Source organism: Psychrobacillus psychrotolerans, assembly GCF_900115805.1.
Taxonomy (GTDB): Bacteria; Bacillota; Bacilli; order Bacillales_A; family Planococcaceae; genus Psychrobacillus; species Psychrobacillus psychrotolerans.
The window spans coordinates 76106-93634 of the sequence record NZ_FOXU01000010.1; the positions used below are offsets into that span (position 1 = coordinate 76106).

Annotated in this window: 19 protein-coding genes; 14 read left to right on the top strand and 5 right to left on the bottom strand. The window is 36.6% G+C overall.

Translation table 11 applies throughout. From position 1 onward, the window contains the following. The first annotated feature begins 163 nt into the window (after window positions 1-163). Together BM260_RS16410 and BM260_RS16415 are read left to right on the top strand one after the other, a co-directional pair. Window positions 164-1735, top strand: coding sequence for a DUF342 domain-containing protein (locus BM260_RS16410; protein ID WP_093538439.1), 1572 nt, complete (start codon window positions 164-166; stop codon window positions 1733-1735). Further along, window positions 1728-2447, top strand: a complete 720-nt coding sequence (locus BM260_RS16415; protein ID WP_093538440.1) for a glycerophosphodiester phosphodiesterase — start codon at window positions 1728-1730, stop codon at window positions 2445-2447. The genes BM260_RS16410 and BM260_RS16415 overlap by 8 nt, the downstream gene beginning before the upstream one ends. Window positions 2448-2457: 10 nt before the next feature. On the opposite strand, the gene BM260_RS16420 is transcribed toward BM260_RS16415, so the two are convergent. Then, window positions 2458-2700 (bottom strand): DUF2627 domain-containing protein, encoded by a 243-nt coding sequence (locus BM260_RS16420; RefSeq protein ID WP_093538441.1) that lies wholly within the window; start codon window positions 2698-2700, stop codon window positions 2458-2460. A gap of 128 nt (window positions 2701-2828) precedes the next feature. On the opposite strand from BM260_RS16420, the gene BM260_RS16425 reads away from it, so the two are divergent. From BM260_RS16425 to BM260_RS18535, 9 genes are all read left to right on the top strand, one after another. Further along, window positions 2829-4850 carry a sigma 54-interacting transcriptional regulator gene (locus tag BM260_RS16425; protein WP_093538442.1) on the top strand — a complete coding sequence of 674 codons (2022 nt, stop codon included), beginning with the start codon at window positions 2829-2831 and terminating at the stop codon, window positions 4848-4850. 73 nt (window positions 4851-4923) lie between these two features. Continuing rightward, complete coding sequence (gene bcd, locus BM260_RS16430; RefSeq protein WP_093538443.1) at window positions 4924-6018, top strand: branched-chain amino acid dehydrogenase; 1095 nt, start codon at window positions 4924-4926, stop codon at window positions 6016-6018. A gap of 94 nt (window positions 6019-6112) precedes the next feature. Beyond that, window positions 6113-7543, top strand: coding sequence for a dihydrolipoyl dehydrogenase (gene lpdA / locus BM260_RS16435; protein ID WP_093538444.1), 1431 nt, complete (start codon window positions 6113-6115; stop codon window positions 7541-7543). Between the two features lie 242 nt (window positions 7544-7785). Further along, window positions 7786-8793 carry a thiamine pyrophosphate-dependent dehydrogenase E1 component subunit alpha gene (locus BM260_RS16440; protein ID WP_093538445.1) on the top strand — a complete coding sequence of 336 codons (1008 nt, stop codon included), beginning with the start codon at window positions 7786-7788 and terminating at the stop codon, window positions 8791-8793. Further along, window positions 8793-9776: an alpha-ketoacid dehydrogenase subunit beta gene (locus BM260_RS16445; protein WP_093538446.1), complete on the top strand. Its 984-nt coding sequence runs from the start codon at window positions 8793-8795 to the stop codon at window positions 9774-9776. The genes BM260_RS16440 and BM260_RS16445 overlap by 1 nt, the downstream gene beginning before the upstream one ends. A 144-nt stretch (window positions 9777-9920) precedes the next feature. After that, entirely contained in the window at window positions 9921-11228 is a 1308-nt protein-coding gene (locus tag BM260_RS16450; RefSeq protein ID WP_093538447.1) for a dihydrolipoamide acetyltransferase family protein, read from the top strand. A gap of 313 nt (window positions 11229-11541) precedes the next feature. Further along, window positions 11542-11799: a hypothetical protein gene (locus BM260_RS18530; RefSeq protein ID WP_175496330.1), complete on the top strand. Its 258-nt coding sequence runs from the start codon at window positions 11542-11544 to the stop codon at window positions 11797-11799. Between the two features lie 156 nt (window positions 11800-11955). Beyond that, a complete protein-coding gene (locus BM260_RS16455) occupies window positions 11956-12579 on the top strand; it encodes a hypothetical protein (protein WP_093538448.1) in 624 nt (207 codons plus the stop codon). 209 nt (window positions 12580-12788) lie between these two features. After that, on the top strand, window positions 12789-12926 hold the full coding sequence (locus tag BM260_RS18535) for a hypothetical protein (RefSeq protein ID WP_175496331.1): 138 nt from the start codon (window positions 12789-12791) through the stop codon (window positions 12924-12926). Between the two features lie 37 nt (window positions 12927-12963). Here BM260_RS18535 and BM260_RS16460 read toward each other — a convergent pair whose 3' ends face one another. The 3 genes from BM260_RS16460 to BM260_RS16470 all read right to left on the bottom strand — a co-directional run bounded on the left by BM260_RS16460 (window position 12964) and on the right by BM260_RS16470 (window position 14339). Further along, window positions 12964-13251, bottom strand: a complete 288-nt coding sequence (locus BM260_RS16460) for a DUF1871 family protein (protein WP_093538449.1) — start codon at window positions 13249-13251, stop codon at window positions 12964-12966. 378 nt (window positions 13252-13629) lie between these two features. Further along, complete coding sequence (locus BM260_RS16465; protein WP_093538450.1) at window positions 13630-13827, bottom strand: hypothetical protein; 198 nt, start codon at window positions 13825-13827, stop codon at window positions 13630-13632. 101 nt (window positions 13828-13928) lie between these two features. Further along, window positions 13929-14339, bottom strand: coding sequence for a GNAT family N-acetyltransferase (locus BM260_RS16470; protein WP_093538451.1), 411 nt, complete (start codon window positions 14337-14339; stop codon window positions 13929-13931). 708 nt (window positions 14340-15047) lie between these two features. Between BM260_RS16470 and BM260_RS16480 the strand changes: the two genes are divergently transcribed. Next, complete coding sequence (locus BM260_RS16480; protein WP_093538453.1) at window positions 15048-16040, top strand: LLM class flavin-dependent oxidoreductase; 993 nt, start codon at window positions 15048-15050, stop codon at window positions 16038-16040. A 42-nt stretch (window positions 16041-16082) separates the two neighbouring features. Here BM260_RS16480 and BM260_RS18850 read toward each other — a convergent pair whose 3' ends face one another. Next, complete coding sequence (locus BM260_RS18850) at window positions 16083-16214, bottom strand: hypothetical protein (RefSeq protein ID WP_281249766.1); 132 nt, start codon at window positions 16212-16214, stop codon at window positions 16083-16085. Between the two features lie 107 nt (window positions 16215-16321). On the opposite strand from BM260_RS18850, the gene BM260_RS16485 reads away from it, so the two are divergent. After that, window positions 16322-16693: a YolD-like family protein gene (locus BM260_RS16485; protein WP_175496332.1), complete on the top strand. Its 372-nt coding sequence runs from the start codon at window positions 16322-16324 to the stop codon at window positions 16691-16693. A 127-nt stretch (window positions 16694-16820) separates the two neighbouring features. After that, on the top strand, window positions 16821-17519 hold the full coding sequence (locus BM260_RS16490; RefSeq protein WP_093538455.1) for an HAD family hydrolase: 699 nt from the start codon (window positions 16821-16823) through the stop codon (window positions 17517-17519). Window positions 17520-17529: the final 10 nt, after the last annotated feature.

The window sequence follows — 17529 nt, forward strand, 5'->3', positions numbered from 1 at the left end:
TACGAGAAATTAGTGTGACTATTTATCTGTATCAGTTTATAGTTCCAAATTTTTTAGCAAAAGCTGTTAGGTAATAATAGCGATATATTTAGTTTAATCAAAATATTTATTCCACCTCTTTCGATACTGAGTATAATAATATTGAGAGGAAGTGTTGCAAGTTATGATAATTATAGAAAATGATGAAATAATACTTTCTACAGATAATGGACGAGTATTTATGACTATAAAAAAGGAACGCTATAATTTAAAAAAGGTGGATGAATTAACTAGAAATCATCCAAGACTTAAAATATTAGATTTTATGGCTGTAAAAAAAGCAGTTGAGAGCGGTTCTCATGAGCCAATAGAGTTGGGCGCTTGGATAGATAGTATGGAATTAGAAATAAGCAGTGATAAAATGCAAGCGTTTCTCACTATATATGAATCTCCAAAATTTATACAAGATAACCTAGAGAATCTTCAAATGAATATACATAAGCTTCTACAAGACAATCACATTATATTCGGACAACGGTCTTTAGATTTAATGTCGATTAAAACAGGTAAATCCTACATAATTGCAGAGGGACTTCCACCTGAAAAAGGTGCCAATGCCAAAATTACTTATTTACAACAAGCGGAAAAAACACCAGTGATCAATGATGACGGGAAAGCAGATTACTTTGATATGAACTTCCTCGTAGAGATTAGTGAAGGATCTTGGCTTGGCGAAAAAATCCCTGCTCAGCAAGGTGTGCCAGGTAAGAATATTTTCGGAGAGATAGTTCCTCCTATAATGGGTGATGATTCGCTGTTGAAATATGATACTAAATCAGCTTATGAAGTAGAAGAAGAAGGGAAGACAGTCCTTCGTTCTAAAACAAAAGGTGTAATAGGAGAACTTAATGGAGTGCTTACGGTACAAAAGCATCTAGTTATAGATGGCGATGTTGGACTGGAAACAGGAAATTTAAAATTTGATGGATCTATTCAAGTTAAAGGAACGGTAATGGCTGGTTATTCCATAATAGCTTCAGGGGATATCTCCATTGATTCCAATGAAGGTGTACATGCAGCTGAACTGATAAAATCTACTGAGGGAGATGTGTTCATTAAAGGTGGTATCTTCGGTAAAGGGATTACAACGATCGAAGCCCATCAAAATATTTTTGTTAAGCATGCAAATGAATGTACATTAGAGGCAAAAGATACTATACAAATAGGATCTTATTCTCTAGGAGCTACAATTTTTTGTGATAAACTTGTTGTAGATGAACGTAAAGGGAAAATTATTGGTGGTAAAGCGATTGCTATCAATTCAATTAGTACTGCATATTCTGGTAACAACTCAGAAAGAAAAACAGAGTTGATTGTACAGGGAATTGACCGTAAAATTTTAACGGAAAATGCTAAAACTAAAGCACAAGAAATGATGAAGCTACAGGAAGAGACAACAAAGCTCAACTTTAGTTTAAGTCAATTGAACCAATTTAAAAGCTCTATGTCTGTTCAACAAGTAGCCTTATACGAGCAAACTAAGCAAAAATACAATGAAACCAAGCGTAAAGTAAAAGAGTTAGATGAAGAGATACAGCGGATCTTGAAAATGTTAAGACAAACATCGGATTATTTCATCGATATTAAAAGAGAAGCAAATCCTGGAACTGTTATTCAAATTGGAAACAAGTCTTCCTATTTAACGAAGCAAACTAAAGGGAAATTCAAATTGGAAAATGGGGAGTTAAATGTCTAATATACCTGTGTATGCTCACCGTGGAGCTCCAGTCAAAACAGTAGAAAATTCTATGAAAGCTTTTAAAAGAGCTGTGAAACTTGGGGTAGATGGGATTGAACTAGATTTACAGCTTTCAGCAGATGGCGTGCCCTTTGTCACGCATGATATCGACTTTTTTCGACTTGCCGGAAACAAGCGAAGAATTACGGATATGCTAGCAGAAGAAATTTTGCAACTAAAGCTTGGTCGAGTGTTTTACCGTAAATTTCTCTATTCCCGAGTTGTGACATTTGATGAATTCATTCGTTTTGTGACACCCTTAGGAATTAAGTTAAATGTTGAATTGAAAGAATCCTTTCTAGGGAAAAATGAAAAGATTAGAGAAGTTGTAGAAATGGCATCACCAATTGCAGATGTTCACTTTTCTTCTTTTGAATTTAGTGTACTACAAACCATACATGCGATGAAAAGTGATGTCCAAACAGCTTTTATAGGCAAAAAAAATTCTGATTGGGATTATGTGTTGTCCATTAAAGAAATAGATGCTATTCACTTCAATAAAAAATTTTATGATACTGATTTGATGAGAAGAGTGTGGGATGCTGGTTATCCGATGCGCTTTTATAACATTAAGGGGAACGAGAAGTATATTCAACATCCACATGAGTCTGTCATTGGATGGATTACTGATTATCCTGAAAAAGTGTTGCAACAACAAAAAAGACGCTGACTATTATAGTCTACGTCTTTTTCTTTTGAAATCGTGGAGCTACTTTCCCATTTTTACGATCACGGTTCAATAGGAAGCCTGCAAAGAAGCCTAATCCAAGAACTGTAAATATTAATCCGCTTATAAATTGAATGGCCAAGCCACCAATAGGGAGGATTTGCAATCCGAAAAACGTATCTCTCATTAATTTAATCCCAAATGCTGCTAAAATTCCAGGAATTAATAACACGATTAAAGCCGCTAAACGAGCCATTTTTTTCACTCCTGTTCCTACTAATTTAATTTTACTATCAACAATATGATTGTCAACGAAAGAAACTTGCGTTATGATAAATGAGAAGTGCAATAAGTTGCAGATGATTAATGGGGGTGTGCATATTCTTGCAAAACATAATAATAGTAGGCGCTGGTAATGGAGGATATGCACTTTTGAAATTAATACAACAAGCTGAGTACCTTCAAGTAAAAGCTATTGTAGACATTGATGAAACTGCTCCCGGGTTAAAACTTGCAAAAGAGAATAATATTCCTACATATACAGATTGGAAACCTCTCCTAAATGGAGATATTCAGATCATCATTGATGTCACTGGAAACAAAGAGGTATTTCATGAGCTTCTTGCAAATAGACCTGCCACTGCGGTATTAATACCAGGCGAAATCGCCAACTTAATTGTTTCACTTTTAGAAGAAAAAAATAAATATATAAACATTATTGATCAAAAAAAGATGATGCAAGAGTTAATCTTCAATTCAATTGAAGAAGGTATGATTGGTATTGATGATCAAGGTATCGTGAATTTATTCAACAAAAGTGCTGAAAAAATGACGCATATATCAGTCGGTAATGCCATTGGAAAACATGTGCATGAGGTAATCTCATTAAGTGAATTACCAAGAGTGTTCGATTCAGGTAGGGTTGAGCTAAACAAAGAACTTATTCTTGAAAGCGGTACCAAAATTGTTACCTCGCGTTATCCGATGATAGATGAAGCGGGAAAACAGGTTGGTGCAATTGCAGTTTTTAAGGATATTTCGGAAGTAGTTCGACTAGCTGAAGAGATTACTAACTTAACAGAAATTCAAAAAATGCTAGAAGCGATTATTTATTCAAGTGACGACGCTATTTCTGTTGTGGATGAGGAAGGTAAAGGGATTCTTATTAACCCAGCCTATACTAGAATAACTGGCTTTAGTGAAGCAGAAGTAATTGGGCAACCCGCAACGGCAGATATTTCTGAAGGGGAAAGTATCCACTTGAAAGTGTTACAAACTCGTAAACCTATCCGTGGTGTAAATTTACGAGTAGGAAAACAGAAAAAAGATGTAATCGTCAATGTCGCACCTATTATTGTTAACCAACAACTAAAAGGTAGTGTAGGTGTTATTCACGATATGACGGAAATGCGTGGCTTAATGAAAGAATTAGACCATGCACGGACACTCATCAGAACGTTAGGCGCAACTTATAGTTTTGAAGATATCGTCGGCACATCAAATGAGATAAACTTTACAATTGAGCAGGCTAAGCTAGCGGCAAATGTTCCGATAACCGTTCTCTTAAGGGGAGAGGTCGGGTCTGGAAAAGATTTATTTGCGCTTTCGATACACAGTGAAAGTGAACGGGCAAATCATCCGTTCCTTCGTGTTAATTGCAGCTCTTTGGAAGAGTATTTGTTAGAAACTGAGCTATTTGGTTCGGAAAAAGATGGATATATACAACATGGTTTTTTTGAACAAGCAACAAATGGAACCATTTTCTTGGATGAAGTTGGGGAACTTACGAAAAAGACACAAGCCAAACTGCTCCGTGTTCTTAGAGAAAATGCAATCATTCGAGTGGACGGGGCGACATCGATACCAGTGGATGTGCGAATTATAGCATCTAGTAGTTTGAATCTCGAAAAAGCCATGCTAGAAGGTACTTTTAGAGAAGATTTCTATTATCAATTGAATCGAATGCCCATTCATATTCCTTCCTTGCGCAATCGTAAGCAGGATATTCCGGCAATCGCGGAACATTTACTTGTCCGATTAAATCAAGAATTTGGTCGCAATATAGAAGGCTTTTCAGAAGAAGCAATGGGAAGTTTACTATTATATGATTGGCCGGGGAATGTACGAGAGCTAGAAAATGTTATAAGTCGTTCGATGATCTTTTTGCAGCCGAACGATCGAATAGTGGAAGAGCATCACTTACCAAAATCAATGCTAGTCTTACCAAATGAGGACAAGGGAGAGACTTCACTTGGTACGCTAGCGGAGCAAATGGATGAAATGGAAAAGAAAGTATTGGCACAAACATTGAAAGTTTGTGGAGGAAACAAGTCACAAACTGCCAAACAACTTAATATTTCACTCCGCACATTATATTACAAGTTAGAAAAATATCATTTAGCATAAATGGGATCACTTCAAACAATAGGGGTATTGAATATATAAGTTAGACCCATTTAACTACTAGGAGGAACTACACATGGAAATCTTTAAATATATGGAAACTTACGATTACGAACAATTGGTATTTTGCCAAGACAAAACTTCAGGGTTAAAAGCAATTATTGCCATTCACGATACTACTTTAGGGCCTGCACTTGGTGGGACACGTATGTGGAACTATGCTACGGAAGAAGAAGCTATTGAGGATGCATTGCGTCTTGCAAAAGGGATGACTTATAAAAATGCAGCTGCTGGTTTAAATCTCGGTGGCGGTAAAACCGTAATAATCGGAGATCCATTAAAAGACAAAAATGAAGAAATGTTCCGTGCTTTCGGTCGCTTCATCCAAGGGTTAAATGGTCGTTATATTACAGCAGAAGATGTTGGAACAACTGTAGCAGATATGGACTTAATCCATGAAGAAACGAATTATGTAACAGGTATTTCAGAAGCATTCGGTTCATCGGGTAACCCTTCACCAGTAACAGCTTACGGAGTTTATGTAGGGATGAAGGCTGCGGCTAAAGAAGCATTTGGTTCAGATTCTTTAGAAGGTAAAACGATTGCAGTACAAGGTGTAGGAAACGTTGCATATACTCTTTGCGAATACCTACACAAAGAAGGCGCGAAACTAATCGTTGCAGATATTAACCAAACTTCAGTTGACCGTGCAGTAAATGCGTTCGGTGCAGTTCAAGTAGATGTAAACGATATTTACTCAGTAGAAGCAGATATCTTTGCTCCATGTGCTTTAGGTGCAATTATTAATGACAATACAATCCCACAACTAAAAGCAAAAGTAATTGCTGGTTCAGCAAACAACCAGTTACGTGATACTACACACGGAGATCTAATCCATGAAATGGGCATTGTTTATGCACCAGATTATGTTATTAACTCAGGTGGCGTTATTAATGTAGCAGATGAATTAAATGGATACAACGCAGATCGTGCGATGAAACGTGTTGCTACTATTTACGATAAAATTGAGCGTATTTTTGAAATTTCCAAACGCGATGGTGTGCCATCATATGTCGCTGCTGACCGTTTAGCAGAAGAAAGAATTGCACGTGTAAGTAAATCACGTAGCCAATTCCTTCAAAATGGCAAACATATCTTAAACGGACGTTAAGAAAACAACTAATTTCATCTAATGAACTAAAGTAGGCCGTCTTTCTTTTAAAGTAAGCGGCCTTCTTAGATGAAAATTTAAGGAGATGGGTCAGTTGGCAAAAGATTATGATGTAGTAATTATCGGTGGCGGTACGGGCGGATATGTTGCTGCTATACGTTCAGCTCAACTTGGATTAACAACAGCAATCATTGAAAAAGGAAATTTAGGTGGTACTTGCTTACATAAAGGGTGTATTCCGAGTAAAGCATTACTTCGTAGTGCCGAAGTGTATGCAACTACTAAAAATCATGCAGCAGATTTTGGGGTAAATACGGGAGAGGTAACACTCGACTTTAGTAGAGTACAGGCGCGTAAGGAGTCTATCGTCAACCAATTACATCAAGGCGTACAAGGCTTGATGAAAAAAGGAAAAATAGATGTCTACGAAGGTACTGGAAGAATGTTAGGGCCATCAATCTTCTCCCCTTCACCAGGTGGAACTATATCGGTAGAGATGAACAGTGGCGACGAAAATGAAATGCTTATACCTAAAAATGTAGTAATTGCTACTGGCTCTAGACCACGAACTTTACCGGGATTAACGATTGACGGAGAATTTGTGATGAGTTCTGATGAAGCACTTGCTATGACAGAGTTACCGAAATCTATACTAATAGTAGGTGGCGGCGTAATTGGAATTGAATGGGCATCGATGCTTAATGATTTTGGGGTAGAGGTCACAGTCGTTGAATATGCAGATCGTATCATTCCGACAGAGGATAAAGATGTCTCGAAAGAAATGCAAAAGCTGCTTGCTAAAAAAGGGATAACATTTGTAACGTCCGCAAAAGTACTTCCAGAAACATTAGAAACAAAAGAAAAAGAAGTGCAAATTTCTGCTGAAATAAACGGTGAAACAAAAACCTTTGTAGCACAAAAAATGTTAGTTTCTGTTGGCAGACAAGCTAATGTAGAAGGTATTGGCATTGAAAATACAGATATCGTTGTAGAAAAAGGATTTATCCAAGTATCAGAAACATTCCAAACAAAAGAATCTCATATATATGCAATTGGGGATGTAATTGGTGGACTTCAACTGGCACATGTAGCTAGTCATGAAGGAATTACGGCGATGGAACATATTGCTGGTAAAGAGATCACTCCAATTGACTATGCATTAGTTTCACGTTGTATCTATTCAAATCCGGAAGCTTCCAGCGTAGGTATTACGGAACAACAAGCTAAGGAACAAGGATTTGATGTGAAGGTTGGTAAATTCTCATTTAAAGCGATTGGAAAAGCACTAGTATACGGCGAATCAGATGGATTTGTTAAAATCGTTGCAGACAAAGCGACAAATGACATTCTAGGCGTTCATATGATCGGTCCACACGTTACTGACCTTATTTCAGAAGCCGGCTTAGCAATGGTTCTTGATGCAACACCATGGGAAATTGCCCACACCATTCACCCGCACCCAACTCTAAGTGAGGTAATGGGAGAAGCAGCACTAGCGGTAGACGGAAAAGCCATTCATAACTAGAAAAGCGGCATACGCCGTTTAGCAGCGAAAAGCGTTGGAAGACTTGAAGCAAAGGCGTCTTTTGCCTTTTCTACAAGTCTGAAGCAATCGAGCTACTGGCGTCTAGTGCTAGCCAACTAGAAAAGTGTGTAAGCCCTATGCTAGCCTAGCTATCCTAAGGTGCTTAAGATGTCCAATATTAGATAATGCAAGGATTAAAGTAAATACAAAACTGCTTGTCTATTAATAAAGGGGGAGTACTAATGACAAATCGTCATGCTGAATTAGGTTTAACAAATGAAGATGTGTTAACAATGTTTGAAACGATGCTAATGGCACGCCGTATTGATGAGCGTATGTGGTTATTAAACCGTGCTGGAAAAATTCCTTTTGTAATTTCTTGTCAAGGTCAAGAGGCAGCGCAAGTAGGAGCTGCTTTTGCGCTAGATAACACAAAGGATTATATTGCACCTTACTACCGTGATATGGGAGTTGTTTTACACTTTGGAATGACTGCCCAAGATCTAATGCTTTCCGCTTTTGCAAAAGCGGAAGATCCAAATTCGGGTGGTCGTCAAATGCCAGGACATTTTGGTCAAAAGAAAAATAGAATTCTAACTGGTTCTTCACCTGTTACTACTCAATTACCACATGCTGTGGGAGTCGCATTAGCTGCGAAAATTGAGAAAAAAGACTTCATTACATTTGTAACACTAGGAGAAGGATCTTCTAACCAAGGGGATTTCCATGAAGGTCTAAATTTTGCAGGAGTTCATCAATTACCATGTATTACAATGGTTGAAAACAATAACTATGCTATTTCTGTACCATTTGAGCGTCAAGTTGCGAGTAAAACGGTTGCAGAGCGAGCATCTAGTTATGGAATGCCTGGTGTGACGGTCGACGGCAAAGATCCAATCGAAGTTTACCGAGTGGTGAAGGAAGCTGCAGATCGTGCGCGTAATGGCGGTGGCCCGAGCTTAATAGAAGCAGTAACTTATCGCTTAACAGCTCACTCTTCAGATGACGATGACAGACAATATCGTACTGCAGAAGACATTGCAGAAGGTAAAGCGTTGGATCCACTTATTACATTCGCAAAATATTTGCGTGATTTAGATATATTACCAACAGAATTAGAAAAAGAGATTAATGATCGCATTATGAAAGAAGTAAATGAAGCAACGGATTACGCAGAAAGTGCTCCATATGCTTCACCAGAAAGTGCGCTATTACATGTGTACGCTGAAAAAGACGGGGGGAACGCATAATGGCAATCATGTCTTATATTGATGCAATCACACTTGCAATGAAAGAAGAGATGACTCGTGATGAACGCGTTTTCGTTCTAGGGGAAGACGTTGGTCGTAAGGGTGGAGTATTCAAAGCGACAAACGGTCTCTATGATGAGTTTGGAGAATACCGAGTATTAGATACGCCTCTTGCAGAATCTGCGATAGCTGGAGTTGGTATAGGAGCGGCAATGTACGGACTACGTCCAATTGCAGAAATGCAGTTTGCTGACTTTATCATGCCTGCTGTTAACCAAATTATTTCCGAAGCGTCACGTATTCGTTACCGTTCTAACAATGACTGGACTTGTCCAATCGTTTTCCGTGCACCATTTGGTGGGGGAATTCACGGAGCACTTTATCATTCTCAATCGGTAGAAGCAATTTTCGCTAACCAACCAGGCTTGAAAATTGTTATTCCATCTACTCCATACGATGCTAAAGGTTTGTTAAAAGCAGCTATTCGCGATGAAGATCCTGTCATGTTCTTTGAGCATAAACGTGCGTATCGCCTTATCAAAGGGGAAGTTCCTGAAGAAGATTACACTATTGAAATTGGGAAAGCAGATGTGAAGCGTGAAGGGGAAGATATTACGGTTATAACGTATGGTCTTGCTGTTCATTTTGCATTACAAGCTGCCGAACGTTTAGAAAAAGACGGTATTTCTGCACATGTTTTAGATCTACGTACTATTTATCCTTTAGACAAAGAAGGAATTATAGAAGCCGCTTCTAAAACAGGGAAAGTTTTGCTAGTAACAGAAGATAACAAAGAAGGTAGTATTATCGGGGAAGTTGCGGCTATAATTGCAGAAAACTGCTTATTCGACCTAGATGCACCGATTATGCGTCTTGCTGGTCCTGATATTCCAGCTATGCCTTATGCACCAACAATGGAAAAATTCTTCATGATCAATCCAGATAAAGTCGAAAAAGCGATGCGTGAGCTAGCGGTATACTAACTTCATTAAGCAAAAAAAAACTTTGCCGAATGAAGTTACTGCCTCCGGCGGATGTCACAGATTTTTTAAAGGAATCTATCGAGCAAGCTCGATAAAAATCTGGACACAAATACGCCAAGGCGAATTTGATAAGGAGGAACTCGAATGGCAATTGAACAAATCAAAATGCCCCAACTAGGCGAAAGTGTAACAGAAGGAACAATCGAGAAATGGTTAGTTAAACCAGGCGATCACGTAAATAAATACGATGCATTAGCTGAGGTAAATACAGATAAAGTAACAGCTGAAGTACCGTCCTCTTTTACAGGAATTATTAAAGAGTTGATCGCAAACGAAGGAGACACATTAGCTGTCGGAGAAATCGTTTGTACGATAGAAACAGAAGGTGGAGCTTCTGAAGAAACAGTAGAGGTAAAAGAGGCTGCACCTGAAGAGCCAACTGCTGAAACTGTTAAACCTGCGGAAGTACAAAAGCATGCTGCGCCTGTAGAACGTGAAAAAGGTGCCAAAGCACGCTACTCACCTGCAGTGCTGAAAATTTCACAAGAACATGGAATCGATCTTTCTTTAGTTACTGGTACAGGTAACGAAGGACGAATCACTCGTAAGGATCTACTGAAAATTGTTGAAAGTGGAGAAATTCCAGTAGCAAAAGTAGAGCAACAAGCTGTTTCTACGCCATCACCAGCAGCTGCACCTACTTCAGCTCCATCACCGAAAACAGCAGTTCCTAATGTTCCAGTGGCAGTGGGAGATATCGAAATTCCTGTAACAGGTGTTCGGAAAGCAATCGCGGCAAATATGCTACGTAGCAAACACGAAGCTCCTCATGCATGGACAATGATTGAAGTAGACGTTACGAACATGGTTCAATACCGTGACTCGATCAAGCATGAATTTAAACAAAAAGAAGGATTTAATGTTACATACTTTGCTTTCTTCGTGAAAGCTGTATCGCAAGCATTAAAAGAATTCCCAATGATGAATTCTATGTGGGCTGGGGATAAAATCGTTCAGAAAAAAGACATCAATATTTCTATAGCAGTAGCAACAGAAGACGCGCTATACGTTCCAGTTATTAAAAATGCGGACGAAAAAACGATTAAAGGTATTGGTCGTGAAGTAAACGAACTTGCTGCAAAAGTCCGTTCAGGAAAGTTAAAATCAGATGAAATGCAAGGTGGTACATTCACTGTAAACAATACTGGATCATTCGGTTCTGTTCAGTCAATGGGAATCATCAACTTCCCACAAGCAGCGATTTTACAAGTAGAATCTATCGTGAAACGTCCAGTTATTATGGATGGTGGCATGATTGCTGCGCGTGATATGGTAAACTTATGTCTTTCATTAGACCACCGTGTACTAGATGGTTTAGTTGCTGGTCGTTTCCTAGCACGTGTGAAAGAAATTCTAGAAAATATCACTAAAGAAAATACATCGGTTTATTAATAAATAGTTAAAAAAGGTAGTGCTTTTTAGTAACGGGTTCAGTTAATGGGGAGAAAAATGCTATTAACGAATTAAATGGCAAGTACAAACGCTCAGAAAAAAATCTGAGCGTTTTTTGACGTATATTTACTATTCTCATATTACTAAAGCACCCGTTAATGTAAGTGTAACATTTCACAAACAAAACTCTCTCACGAAAAATGAAACTCTTCGGTTTGTTGAACGTATTACAAATATACCTATAGTGAGTAAATATATAACTGTATTGGCAAATCATTTTTACTTTGTTTTATGCTAATTTGGAGGAAATAATTTGTTAAGACCAAATAGTGAATATGCCTCTTATTCTCTAATGTTAAGTGTCATTGCTGTTGGTTTGATGCTTTCTCATTTCATATCTTCTTTAGAATTGTTTCCTTTCATTTTTGATATAGGTTTCATCTTCTTGGGGATATCATTTATTCTATCTTCAAATACCGAAGTAAATTGTAAAAGATCATTTTATCTCCATTTGATATGTGGAACTGTAATTATTATTCTTTCTTTGTTCAATATTTATAAACAACTTTAATTTACATAAATCAATTAGCGTTTTACTTCCTACTTTTAGTAAAGCAGCTTAATTTAAGTGAAAGTTTTCACAAAAAACTATTACAAATGAAGTGGTACTTTCCAATGAATAAGCATTCAGCTATAGAATTTATAAATAAAATAAGGAGGTAAAATGGTGAATATAAGAAATAAAACTTGGCCCAAAACCTTTGTGATAGTTACTGGAATATTTTTGTTTCTAGTAGTTGGATTAGTAGTTGGAGCTTTCTGGACTTTCGGTGAATTTAAGGAATCATTAATCCCCGATGAAAAAGAAGAAGAAAAGATAATTGATCAAGCAGAACAATACCTAGTAACAAAATATCCAAAAATGGAATACGAAATTTCATATGTCCTCTATGATATTGGGGAGAACTACGGTAATTTCGATTATGCTGCAGTAATATTAAATACAGAAACACAAAAGTCATTCATGGTTTATGAAAACAGATTTACCAAAAAAGTAGAAGATGATATATCCATTCAAGAAGCAACAGAATTCATTGAAGAGGTAACACCGAAGGTTAAAAGTTATATAAATAAAAAATTCGGAGAAACACAAGGTATAGCATTTACACCCACGGATGATATAGGAGGCATACCTTCACTTAATGTCAGTTTATATAACAAAAAAGAAGAAATAAACGTAGAAATGTTTCTATCTTTAATTGATTTTCTACAGCATGAATTGAATATTGAACATGCATCTGTAAATATTATGTATGATAATGATGCTGAAACATGGTCTAAAGAATTTTAACATAAAAGTTACATCTAAATTTGTGTGGCTTATTTTTGTTGCACGCTTTATATTTTGATAAATACACAACTAGACTGCACCGTTAGTTCAATAAGAAAAAGCTACCCTTATAGGCAGACACTTGTGAGCTAAAGCACCTCGTTATTGAAGAAGGATTACATCTTTATTAAGTTTCTACTGTGTTCTACCTGATAGATGAAAAATTTATTATGCCAATTAGTAAAAATAATATACTAACTGCCCATAAAACTCCTGCAATTCCAAGACGTAGAGAAATTTCTTCAGATGCCATTGGATGGTTAACATCAAAACTAATTGCATTTAAAGAAGGCTTTACTCCTTCTTGAAGTAAAGCATCCGTTAGTTAATAATATTTTCTTTTGATTAATATCGTTTTTTTAAGTTTGGAAATTTATTGTTATAAATTTTGTCCCAAATTTTTAAGGCACTTGGATAACAATTATTAATTGAAGGTATTCTACTTCTACTCCTCGAAAACATTTCATCAAAGACCTCATGTATCACTACAGCTAATTTTTCAACAGATGCAGTTGGTAATCGCGATACAATGCGACTTATTTCTGGATCATATTCATCCTCAGATGAGAAACTTAAAAAGTTCATCGGGTCCCAATCATTAATTACTTCTTTTACAATTTGGTAGTGGTTCATAATATCCCTCTTTCAAAATGTATTTTTAGTGATTTATGTTACACCCCTATTTAGCTAACTTGCGGCGTTAGTTTAAGTGAAATCTCTCACAATTTCTATTTAGATTAACATAAAAACTCCATTATTTTTGCGGACATCACATAAATTTATTTAGTTTCAATTCGCTTGTGAATTGATGTGCTAATTCATTTGTTAACCCCGTTAAAGATTGATGTAACAACAAAAAAGGAGACACCAACTCATATGTGAATTTTTTCTCCAATTTGAACGCTATTTAATAATTTCTCCGCATAATCCGAACCCGTTAGCTTTTTAGCACTGCTTTCGATCTTATTATTTCCTCTTTTTACTAAAGCACACCTTTATTGAAAAGTAGATCTAAATCTTCCTTTGCAATAAATTTATTAAATAGTACATAAGAGATATCAAAAATGATAGAAGTACAATGATTATTGTTCCTATTGTATAAATGGCTGTTTCGGCATAATCACCACCATCAAACACTCCAGCAAATAGAAAAAATAAAATTACACTAGCCACTAATGTTAAGCAAAATATACTAATATACTTGGACATATACTACCCCTTTGCAACTCAACTTTATTTACTATAGTTCAATAAGAAATACTTTAATTCTGATAGAAATAAAACCGATGATGTTAGCTTAATATAATAGTCTACTTATTTTTCAGGATACATTGGAAGCGTTCCACACCTGGATACTTTTCTCCCAAACTCGTTATTTTAAATCCGTAATTTTCATAAAAAATTACAGCTTCTTTATCGGTTTCAGCAATAACAAAAGGTACTGGATGTTTAACTTTAATAAAACTAATCATTTTACTTCCTAGACCTTTTCCTCTATGGTTGGGAAATACTGCAATATGTTTAATTTCACAGCGCTTGAAATCTAAAATCTCTATTCCTATACAACCAACGACTTCATCTTCAAAGATATATCCATATAACTCTCTAACTGGTGAGTGGATATATAATTCGTATTCTCGATCGATATTCCTTTCCGAGGTTGCGAAGGATAAAAGTTTTCTCAAGTTTGGTTGAATAAATGGTGATATCATTTCTTCCATAAAGCACATCCATTCTTGTATTACTTATTTCAATAAAAAAGGCTGTATTTCCATATGTAATAAGCAAAACAGTAGTTGTGCAGCGACTAGAAGTTTCGTCCTTAACTTAACGACTCACCATATTGACGTCTTTATTTATTTGTATTTTAACATAAACCTCCATTTGGTTTGTAACACGAAAATGCCATATGATTACTGAAAAAAGAGGAGCTAGTTGTGACGACTCTACAACCAGTTCCACTTAGGTTCTATATTTCCAACATATTTTTCCCCTTAGGCTTATATAGCTAAATCCAACCTTTATCCAAGAGAAGAAGTAGATAACTACCTGCACAGAGAAAAATTGCTACTTCTGTTAACAAAAACATCGAAAATTCAAGGGAAGTAAGCTTTCTTTCTCTTTTCGTTTTTTTAAAATGTCTATAGTAATAGAGAGAACATAGAAGTAGTATTATTGCCGAGATTTGGAATATATTTTCCAACAGGCTAACCAAAAAATCATCTCCTCACGTTTAGATTGAACTGTTAAGATTTTATGTCTCCATAGAATTTAAAAGAAGTAGAAATTTTAAAGTGCCAAGGTGGTTAGCTATTTACTTCAATAATATTTCTATTATCAAGTCCCTTTCGTTTACTTTTTAATTTTAATTCGATAGCATTTGAAAAGAAACGTATTAAACGAGCATTTGTTGAAGGGGAGATATATAGATGAAACTAAGTGTATTAGATCAAGCGCCAGTCACATCTGGCAATACGGCAGCAGGGGCATTAAAAAAAGCAGAAGAATTGGCTATTTTAGCAGATGAACTAGGCTATCATCGTATGTGGATGGCCGAGCATCATGGAACCGATGCATTTTCAAGTTCTGCACCGGAAGTAATTGCGGCTCACTTAGCTGCGAAAACCAAAAAATTACGTATCGGTACAGGTGGCGTGATGATGATGCACTACTCACCATTGAAGTTAGCGGAGGTTTTTAAAACCTTAAGTGCACTTTCTCCAGGTCGTATTGACTTCGGTGTAGGAAGAGCTCCAGGCGGAGATAATCATGCGATGTATGCTCTTTCGGAAGGTCGTCCTCCATTGGTCAACAATATGTATGAAAAGTTAGCAATTGCCCTGCAACTGATCAATGATGAAGTTCCAGAGGATAGCTTATACAACAGAACGATTGCCAGTCCTTCTAAAATCGTATTACCAGAAGCTTGGTTACTTGGCTCCACTGGTAATAGTGCTGTACAGGCTGGAAGAATGGGTCTTGGCTATTCGTTTGCACAATTTTTCCAAGGTGGTATGACTCCAGCGATATTAGACACATATCGTAATAACTTCACGCCGTCTGCTTTAATGGAGAAGCCAGAGATTAATGTTACATACCTTGTAACGGCTGCAGAAACCAAGGAAGAGGCTGAATTTGAAGCATTACCTCAGGACATTGCACGTTTGTCTCTTATGAAAGGGCAAATTCGTTCATTAATGACACCAGAGGCAGCGCAAGATTATCCGCTGACGGAAATGGATCGCATGATGATTCAAGAAAATCGTAAAATTCATCTAGTCGGTTCTGCAAAAGAGGTAGCAGAGACTTTACAGGAAGAACAAGGTAATTATGGTTTCGATGAAGTCATGATTTGTAGTATTCCGCATTCGCAAGAAAAACGTTTAAATGTTTATCGGTTACTTGCAAAAGAATTGATGTAGATAATAAAGATTAGACACGTTCATTATGAGCGTGTCTTTTTATTAGGAAATCTGTGATAATCGATCGATGATGTCTAATAATCGATTGATGGAATCAAATAATCGATCGACGAATACCGTTAATCGATCAATAGAAACCGATAATCGATCAATCACCTTCCATAATCGCTCCATCATTGTTATGTACACTTTTGAAGATCATTTTTTCAGCGGCCATTAATTCCCACTTGAAATAAGAACAAATGTTCTATATGATAAGTAAAAAAGAGAGATGTGATAACATGGCTAACTTTGAAGAAGATTGGAACCAATTGGATTTATCTCGATTGCAGGATCGTGGGTCGAAAAAGTGGGTAGCAATGATGTTGCCAGAGCATGTGAAGATGCTTCGAGAATATGGAGAAGAGATAAAAAAAGAGCCTCGCCCAGATTTAAATGAGTTTGACTATGAAGTTATTCATGATCAAATCGCACTCGCAATGCAACGAAACGTCGAAATCAAAATAAAACGGTGGAAAGAGGGAGAGTTTATCTATAACCGCGGTACGATCCAATGGATTGATTTGAGAAAGCGAACAATTGAAATAGAGGATCCTTTTCGCTCGTTTGAACTATCAATTGACGAAATCGTAGACGTCACCTTATCGGAATAGTAATTACGAATGGCATCATCCTTTATACATGGATGATGTTTTATTTATGAATAAATAAAAGAAGGATTTGAACCAGGAGATGTAGAAAGTAATCCAAAAGACTTAAAGTAAGTGAAAGGAGAATAAAATGATAAAAGCAGTTCTGTTCGATTTAGATGGTACTTTACTCAATAGAGATGAGTCATTAAAGTTGTTTGCAGATAAGCAATACGATAGATTTAGTCACCTCATAGGTCCTATTACAAAAGATGTGTACACAGCAAGGCTTATACAATTAGACAGTCGAGGATATGTTTGGAAGGACAAAGTATATAGCCAATTAGCAGAGGAATTTGGAATTACCAAAATTACTTGGCAAGAACTACTGGAAGATTATTTGAGTGAATTTAAGTATTGTTGTGTACCCTTTGATAACCTTTTATTAATGCTAGAGAAATTGAAGGAGAGAAAGATGTTAATAGGGATGATTACGAATGGATTCGGTCAGTTTCAAATGGACAATATAATGGCTTTAGGAATAGAAGATTATTTCCAAACAATTTTAATTTCTGAATGGGAGGATGTTAAAAAGCCAGATCCCCAAATATTTTTACGGGCTGCCGACAAACTTGGGCTCCAACCAAACGAATGCGTATTTATCGGTGACCATCCAGATAATGATATGCGAGCGGCTAAACATGTAGGGATGAAGGGTATTTGGAAGAAAGATATGCAATGGAAGGATGTGGATGTTCAAGCAGAGTATGTTGTAGATAGTCTAATGGAAATCCCAACTATAATCGATGAGTTGGTGGGAGGTAAAAACGGAAAATTGTCCGTTTTGTAATCCTTATAAA